Source organism: Faecalicoccus sp. (assembly GCF_036552745.1).
Taxonomy (GTDB): domain Bacteria; phylum Bacillota_I; class Bacilli_A; order Erysipelotrichales; family Erysipelotrichaceae; genus Faecalicoccus.
In genome coordinates, this window is sequence record NZ_JAXKBY010000005.1 from 1 (window position 1) to 8,610 (window position 8,610).

Below are 8,610 nucleotides of genomic sequence, written 5' to 3' on the forward strand. Positions count from 1 at the left end.
TAATTATTGTAGAGGATAGGCTTGTTTTTACTTGATATTTATCATACAGATACGATTATTTAGGAATTTCATAAAAAGGTGATACTTATGTTGTTTGTGGCGGTTGTGATTTTGGCAATTTTAATTTTATTCATTCTTTGGCTGTGGTTATCATCGATCCGTGATGAGATTCGTAAAACAAATCAATTATTGGAAGCTTTACTTCAGGAAAGTAAGAAAACGAGTTAATTTTCTTGCTTCTGGAAAAATCTGACATGCTTTTAGAATTTTGGGATGCAGCCTATCTATGGATCTTATTAGGATTGTTTGTGGCAGTCTTCTGTGTATTTTTGAATGAAAAGAAGGATTAAATCGTGATGTTTTTTGACCGGTACTGTTTTCAGATGCCGGGCTTTTATAAAGCCGGAAAGTTCACATAGAACTCTTTTGAGAAGATCAAAAATACCTGTTATAATAAGAACTCGACAAGGAGAAAATATGGAACAAACAATTATTGAACAAATCGCTAAGGAACATCACCTGCAACCGGAACAAATCTATAATACATTGAAATTATTGGAAGAAGGCAGTACCGTTCCTTTTATTGCCCGTTATCGAAAAGAAAGAACAAAAGGACTGGATGAAGAACAAATTCGTGTGATTCAGGAACAGTATGAATATCAAGTGCATCTTCAAAAACGAAAGGAAGAGGTTTTGGAACGTATTGAAACCTTAGGTAAGTTGGATGATACGATCAAAAGCAGCGTTCTTTCCTGTACCAAACTGGCAGAAGTCGAGGAATTGTATCGCCCTTATAAACAGAAAAAGAAAACAAGAGCCGGTATTGCCATAGAAAATGGAATGCAGCCACTGGCTGATCTGCTTTTACGCTTTCCTCGTTCTTTTGATGAAGCTGGCGCAAGTCAATTCTTAAATGAAAAAGTGGTCGATGTAAAGGATGCCATACAACAGGCAAAAGATATCATTGCGGAAAAGATCAGTGAAGATCAAAAGATACGAAATAAGATTTATGACTCCATGGTACAATATGGAAGAATTCAAACGAGTGCCAGGAAGAATCATAACGATGAAACAAAAGTGTATCGCATGTATTATGATTATTCAGAAAAAGTATCGACCTTGGCGGCACATCGAATCATGGCTATCGATAGAGCCGAAGATCAAAAGGTTATTTCCGTTTCGATTGTATTTAATGAAGAATATATAGAAAACTGGGTATGTAAAAGAGAGATTCGATATCCTTCATCACCAACTGCCGTTTATGTGCAGGAAGCTGTGTTGGATGGCTTAACGCGTTTGGTCTATCCTTCGATAGAACGTCTGGTGCGCTCGGAACTGACACAAAAAGCACAGGAAAGCAGCATGGATGTCTTTTCTATGAACCTGGAAAAACTCTTATTACAGCCACCTATGAAGGATAAGATCATCCTGGGATTTGACCCGGCTTTTCGAACGGGATGTAAATTAGCGGTGATCGATGCATCGGGAAAGAAGTTATATGTCGATGTGATCTATCCTCATCAACCTAATGCTCGCATACCGGAGGCAAAGAAAAAATTGGTGCAGCTATGTAAGGGCTATCATGTCGATCTGATTGCGATTGGCAATGGTACAGCCAGTCGTGAGAGTGAAGCCTTTGTGGCAGAAGTAATCAAAGAATATGATCTTTCGGTAGCTTATACGATCGTCTCGGAAGCGGGTGCCAGTGTATATAGTGCCAGTAAGCTGGCCATTGAAGAATTTCCGGATTTAAAAGTCGAACAACGAAGTGCCATATCGATTGCGAGAAGATTGTTGGATCCTTTATCAGAATTGATCAAAATCGATCCACAATCGATTGGGGTTGGTCAATACCAGCACGATCTTCCTAAGAAAAGACTAGGGGAACGCCTTTCCTTTGTCGTGGAGAAGGCTGTTAATCTTGTCGGAGTCAATATCAATACTGCCAGTCCGGTATTATTGACAAATGTATCAGGACTCACAACATCCATGGCTAACAGTATTGTTTCTTACCGTCAGGAGCATGGCAAAATCACATCCAGAGAAGAAATTAAAAAGATTCCCAAGATCGGTGCAAAATCGTTTGAACAGGCAGCCGGCTTTCTTCGCATTGAAGATGGTATCGAACCACTGGATCGCACGGGCATTCATCCGGAGTCTTATGAGATAGCTCGTCAGGTGCTGCAAATTTTAGATTTGCACCCAGAGGATATGGGCACAGACAAGGCCAAAAAAGCATTGGAACAAACATCCCTTCAAAAGATACAAGATCAGGTTTTGTGTGATACTTATACCTTAAAAGACATTTTAGATGCGATCAGCACACCTTTACGCGATTATCGCGATCAAAATGATGCGCCTTTATTACGTAAAGATATTCTTACCATGGAAGATTTGCATGTGCATGATCAACTGGAAGGAACTGTTCGAAATGTTGTGGATTTTGGTGCTTTTGTCGATATCGGCTTACATGAAGATGGACTGATCCATATTTCACAGATGTCAAAGAAGAGGATCCATCATCCTAGTGAACTTCTTTCCGTTGGTGATGTGATCACGGTTTGGGTATATAAGATCGATGAAGAAAAACAGAAAGTGCAGCTAACGCTGATTCCTTAATTGTATCTATGAAAAAACCAGAAGATTCTTCTGGTTTTAAATATAGCTTTTCTATTTCTTGTGTTGATTCACAGCTTGTTTCAAAATGTATTCAATTTGTGAATTGATGCTTCTTAAATCTTCTTCCGCCCAAATCGCAATATCTTGCCATAAGGAAGCTGGAAGTCGCAGGATGAGTTGTTTTTTCTGCTTTTCTTTGAGTTTTAATGCTTTCTCTTTTTCGAGAATTTCCTGTTCCAATTGCGCTAATCTTTGTTGTCGTTCCTGAAGCTTTTTTTCTTTTTGATCTAAATCCATTAGTAGATCGATCCGCTGTTGACGATAGGCTGTGTATCTTTATTGGAACAAAGAACGACTAACAGATTGGAAACCATTTGTGCTTTTCTTTCCTCATCTAAAAGAACGATTTCTTCTTCTCCTAATTTATCAATGGCCATTTTCACCATGCCGACGGCACCATCTACAATTTTCTGACGTGCAGCAATGATGGCATTGGCTTGTTGTCTTTGCAGCATGGCAGCTGCAATTTCTTCGGAATAAGCTAGATGTGTGATACGAATTTCTTCGATATCCAATCCGGCACAGGCCACACGACGATCTAATTCTTCTTTCATATCGTTGGCAATTGCCACAGAGCTGCCGCGCAGCGTTCTTTCTGTATTATCTGCATTTTCTTCCTGATCCAGATCATCATAAGGATACAATCTTGCGATATTACGAATCGTACTGTCCGCCTGAATGGATAAGAATTCGGCATAATCTTCTACGTTAAAGACGGCTTTGGTTGGATCGACAACTTTCCAAATCACAACGGCACCGATGATGATCGGATTTCCCTGTACATCATTAACTTTTTGAACACCGTTATCCAAGGTCATGCTTTTGAGGGAGACTGTCTTTTTCCCTAAAGTCATACCGCTAACTTCAATCGAGTTTTCCTTGATACCTACTTTTTTAGTTTGTGAAGTGATGTGGTTTTGATAAACCGGGTTGACGTAGGAAACAAATGGATTTACGAAAAAGAAACCAGGCTTTAAGATCGTACCATAATAGTTACCAAACAAAGTTAAGACCAGCGCTTCATTTGGTTTTACTACTTTTAGACCGCATAATACGATCAAAAATACGATAAACAGAATCACACCGCCAATGATAAAGGTCACACCGAGTCCGACATTGGTTTCTTCAGCAGCCATAATGCAGCCCCATACGAATAAGAAGATGCTTCCAATCATACCGACCAAACCAATAAACAACGTTATAAATCCGTTGATGGGATTTATTTCTTTTTGAACAACTTCCTGATGCATAACTTGTCCTCCATGAATATCTATTTGATATCATTATGATATCATAAAACGATGAAAAGTAAAGGATAATGCATAAAAATAGGACCTATGACCACATTGGTCAGTCCCCAAATCTTGTCTTATAGGGTGTTTAGGAGTAAAATGAAAACGAAAGGAAAGGAAGTATCAGCATGGAAAAATGGACTCAGGAACAGTATGCAGCCCGTTTACAGGAAATGAAACAAGAAGCACATGACAAGATGTGGTTGTACATTGAAGTCAATGCCAAGGAATTCATGAATGAATGTGAACCAGGTGTAAAAGGTAACACGACTACCTGCTGTAAAGCTATGTTAGATGCGATGTTAGAAGGGGACGGTTTTATCGTTGAACCAAAAGTTAAAACGAAAGTAGCAGGAACATTAACGATCCGCTATTATGTTGACAATCTGCATCCGGGACGTAGAAAATATTCAGAAGTTAATAACTAGTTATAGCATTACAAAACTCTTTGAAAGAGAAAGAGGGATCTTGAGCCTTTGTGCTTTGGATCCCTTTACTTTCCGTTTTTCCTGGTAGCTTTCCAGATAAATCATGTATAATATAAACAAAGGTGCATCATATGAATAAACATGTAATTATTACTATTTCTCGACAGTTTGGATCGAATGGAAGAGAGATAGGAAGACAATTGGCAGAGTATTTAGACATTGGCTATTATAATAAAGAAATCATGGAATTGATTGCCAATGATTTTGGAATCAATCCAGACTTTTTCCGTGAAGAAAACCGAAATGAACAAGGCTTATTTTCGGTAGCCGGACGACATAAGATCTCAGCAATTACAGAGCTTTCTATAAATTCCGAAGTGTATGAAAAAGCCTGTGAATTGATTCAGGGGATTTCCCAGAGAGAAAGTGCAGTGATCGTAGGGCGCTGTGCTGATTATATCTTAAAAGATCATCCCAATACGATAAAACTGTTTATCTATTCAGATTTGGAAACACGAATCAATTGGAGCATCAGCGAATATAAGGTGCCGGCTCGAAAGGCAAGAAAGTTTGTTCATGATAAAGATGAAAGACGTGCCGGTTTCTATGAGTTTTATACCGGTCAGAAATGGGGCGCCAGTTCCAATTACGATATGATGATCAATACCTCTTATATGAATACGGAAGAAATTGTGAAAATGCTGGCCAAACTTTATGATATAAAAATAGGCACAACCAGTATTAAGGGGGCATATATGAATCAATATCTGGATCATAAAGGTATTACGATTACAGAAGTGGAATAGGATTGAAGGATGTGATGGATGACATCCTTTTTTTGAATGTGTTAGTATCAATGATGTCGATTTATAGATGAAATTATGTCAAAATAAAAACATACAAAAAATGAACAGAAATATTCCTAATTTCTGATGAATGTGATATAACGATTTAAATGATTGGAGAGAAATATGGGAGTCTATAAGATAAAAAAAGGTTTTTTTGGAATGTCTTTAATCAAAGCTCTAGAAAATGCATCTTTAGATGATGTATTTGTTTTAGAGGAAAACTATTGTGAAAATATTGGTAAAGTAACGATTCGACAAGATATAACGATCATTGGAACGCCTGCCAGCATCCCCGGAGAAGAACAACAGCGACTCACGAATACATTGACTGGTCAAATTTTTGTTGCAGATGGGGCTAATGTTACATTACAAAACTTGACTTTGAATCATTTACAACGTGTTTCGGGAACCCAAAGCAATGCGATCAATGTGAAACAATCCACATTGAGATTTGATCATTGTATTCTAATCTCGGATGTACCTGCATCAAACTATCCATTATTGTATATTGAAAATAGCGATTTAGAGATGTTACATTCTAAATTTAAATCGAATGGACAAGGAGATATTGAATTTTATATACCGAATTCAAACTTTGAAATCTCTAATTCTATCTTGGAAAATATACGCATACATAGCCTAAATTCGAACGGAATCATGATGGATACAAGTATGGAAAATGATTATAATTGTGTACATGCTGTTGATTCTACTTTGGAAATCTATAATAGTACCCTAAACGGCAAGACCATCGTAACCGAGGAAGGGACAGCTTATCCCACCGTGATGCTTGATCATGTAGAATTGACGAGTGAAAATTCGGCATATTATCAGGAAGTTGTATCAAAAAACTCTTTGTATGCGAAAAATAATTCTATTTTTCGTTCTGTCAATGATTCCATAAAATGGATAGGGCTGTTTGATTCGAAAGCCTATTTTAATGATACTGTTATTCAAGGACAACTTCATATGCATCGTTCCTATGCCTATGCGCAAAATCTTACATTTCAAGATGCTGTCGAAGACTACTATTATCTATTTGCGGAGGATTATTCAACCGTTTACGGATCGAGGATACATTTTTCAGATCATGCATATACCTTATTTAAAATGAGTTCATATTCCTCTTTTGTGATCGATGAAGTAGATCTTCCTCAACAGTATGAAAATGTACATCGATGTGATGAAAATTCAAGGGTTTGCGAATTTGTTACAGAGTCAAAAACAGAAAATCAAAAGGAAGTTGTATCTTCTGTATCCGCTTATAAGAAGCTACAAAGCCTTGTAGGACTGACTCGAATTAAGGATGAAGTGGAAAATATACGTAAACTGGTCGGGTTTAATGAAAGCCGAAAGAAAGAAGGAAAAAAAGTACAGGAATTATCCCTACATAGTGTATTTATGGGAAATCCTGGTACTGGAAAAACGATGGTCGCAAGACTGATCGGCCAAATTATTTATGAACTCGGTGTATTTCATAGTGATGAATATAAGTTTGTTGAGGTAAAGGAAAGTGATTTAATTTCCAACCATGTAGGGGAAACCGCCATACAGACACAAAACATATTACAATCCGCATTAGGGGGCGTTTTGTTTATTGATGAAGCCTATACATTAAATAAAAAAGACGCAAGTGTTAACTTTGGACAGGAAGCGGTGGATACTATTCTTACTTTTATGGAAGAACATCGCGATAATATCATGATTATTTTTGCCGGGTATCCAAAAGAGATGGAAGAATTTTTACAGATGAATAGTGGCCTGGCCTCCAGAATTGCCAATACGTTTATATTTGATGATTATACTAGTGAAGAAATTGTTCAAATTGGATTGAATGACTTATCACAACGTGATTTTCTGTTAGAGGATGAATCCTATTATATACAAAAAGTCAAACAAGCTTATGAAAGAGCCTTAGAGCGAAGCAATGGACGATGGATACGAAATTTCAATGAAGGTTTGATTAAGATGTTTATCTCCAATTCCAGCGATAATGTAACGACAATTACCGCTTTGGATATTGATAATTATTTAAATAAAGATCAAAAGTATCGTCAATCGGATAATGAAGCTTATCAGAAACTACAGGATCTAATCGGAATCCATACGGTAAAAAAACAAGTCGATGCGTTCATTGCGCAGGTAGAATACAATCGTCAACGGATGGAACAAGGCTTTAAAGCGGATGATATTACTTTGCACTCCTTGTTTTTGGGAAATCCTGGTACAGGAAAGACTACCGTGGCCAGGCTTTTAGGAAATATTTTATATCATAAGGGCATCACAAAAACCAATAGCTTTGTAGAAACAAGCCGATCGGATTTGGTGGCCGGTTATGTAGGGCAAACGGCCATAAAGACCAAAGCCATCCTTCAGTCTGCTTTAGGTGGAATATTATTTATTGATGAAGCTTATACTTTATATCAGGGGGATAATGATTCTTTTGGACAGGAGGCCATTGATACAATATTGAAATTTATGGAAGACTATCGCAAAGATATTGTGATTATTTTTGCAGGATATACAAAAGAAATGAATGATTTTCTTCAGAGCAATTCTGGTCTAAGAAGTCGTATTCCATTCACATTTAATTTTGAAGATTATACAATGGATGAACTGGTTCAAATCGGGTTGTTGGATCTTCACAAGAAAGAATATGTCGTGGATGAAGCATTGTATAAAAGATATTTATCCGATGCCTATACATCCCAAAATGATGACAGCAATGGACGCTTTGTGCGCAATTTCAATGAGAAGATGATTTTAAATCTCTCGGTTCGAGTTTCAAAAAATCCGAATGTAGATATCAGTCAAATACTTGAAGAAGACTTTCCCAATGCAGAGCTACATAGTGTAGGAAATTGTCCTTATTGCCATGATGAAATCGTTGTAAAACATCGAAAAGACGGCGGATTATATTATGTTCATAAAATGAAAAAAGATTGTAACTTTAAATTGTATGAACATATGAAACGATATAAAGACAATCAGGATGATATCTATGTGGGAGAAAACGAAGCGAAAGCCCTCTTGCGTAATGAAAGTATAAAAGCAACCTTAGAAAGTAAAAACGGTACAATGTTTCGTGCACTAGTGCGAGTCAAAGAAAGTCCTAAAGGATACTGTGATTTTGAAATCGTAGATTTTTTAAATGAATGATGCAGGATTATCCATTTGCATTTAAATGACTTAGATGAAAATGAAAAATGAGGAATTCTAACAGCCAATGTCATTAAGTTAAGCTACAAGAAAAGTATTAACTTAAAAACAAAGTAAAGTAAAGCCTGGATTTTGATGAAGTCCAGGCTTTATGATCACTGGTATGATCGGAATCTGTCGTTTACAGGCATGACGAAAAGACAA

7 protein-coding genes are annotated in these 8,610 nt (G+C 37.1%); 5 read left to right on the top strand and 2 right to left on the bottom strand.

Annotated elements, in window-relative coordinates; genetic code table 11:
- Positions 1-87 precede the first annotated feature (87 nt).
- Positions 88-228, top strand: a complete 141-nt coding sequence (locus tag U0M88_RS00250) for a hypothetical protein (RefSeq protein WP_168964677.1) — start codon at positions 88-90, stop codon at positions 226-228.
- Positions 229-477: 249 nt separating this feature from the next.
- Positions 478-2,619, top strand: coding sequence for a Tex family protein (locus U0M88_RS00255; RefSeq protein WP_331868552.1), 2,142 nt, complete (start codon positions 478-480; stop codon positions 2,617-2,619).
- 51 nt (positions 2,620-2,670) lie between these two features.
- On the opposite strand, the gene U0M88_RS00260 is transcribed toward U0M88_RS00255, so the two are convergent.
- Together U0M88_RS00260 and U0M88_RS00265 are read right to left on the bottom strand one after the other, a co-directional pair.
- Entirely contained in the window at positions 2,671-2,916 is a 246-nt protein-coding gene (locus U0M88_RS00260; protein WP_022789511.1) for an Arc family DNA-binding protein, read from the bottom strand.
- The gene (locus U0M88_RS00265) at positions 2,916-3,929 is read right to left on the bottom strand and encodes an SPFH domain-containing protein (protein ID WP_320863140.1); all 1,014 of its coding nucleotides are present in this window, start codon (positions 3,927-3,929) and stop codon (positions 2,916-2,918) included. The genes U0M88_RS00260 and U0M88_RS00265 overlap by 1 nt, the downstream gene beginning before the upstream one ends.
- A 170-nt stretch (positions 3,930-4,099) precedes the next feature.
- Here U0M88_RS00265 and U0M88_RS00270 point away from each other — a divergent pair, with 170 nt between their 5' ends.
- From U0M88_RS00270 to U0M88_RS00280, 3 genes are all read left to right on the top strand, one after another.
- Positions 4,100-4,399: a hypothetical protein gene (locus U0M88_RS00270; RefSeq protein ID WP_022789509.1), complete on the top strand. Its 300-nt coding sequence runs from the start codon at positions 4,100-4,102 to the stop codon at positions 4,397-4,399.
- A 131-nt stretch (positions 4,400-4,530) separates the two neighbouring features.
- Positions 4,531-5,205, top strand: a complete 675-nt coding sequence (locus tag U0M88_RS00275; RefSeq protein WP_320802072.1) for a cytidylate kinase-like family protein — start codon at positions 4,531-4,533, stop codon at positions 5,203-5,205.
- A 165-nt stretch (positions 5,206-5,370) separates the two neighbouring features.
- A complete protein-coding gene (locus U0M88_RS00280; protein WP_331868553.1) occupies positions 5,371-8,406 on the top strand; it encodes an AAA family ATPase in 3,036 nt (1,011 codons plus the stop codon).
- Positions 8,407-8,610 lie beyond the last annotated feature (204 nt).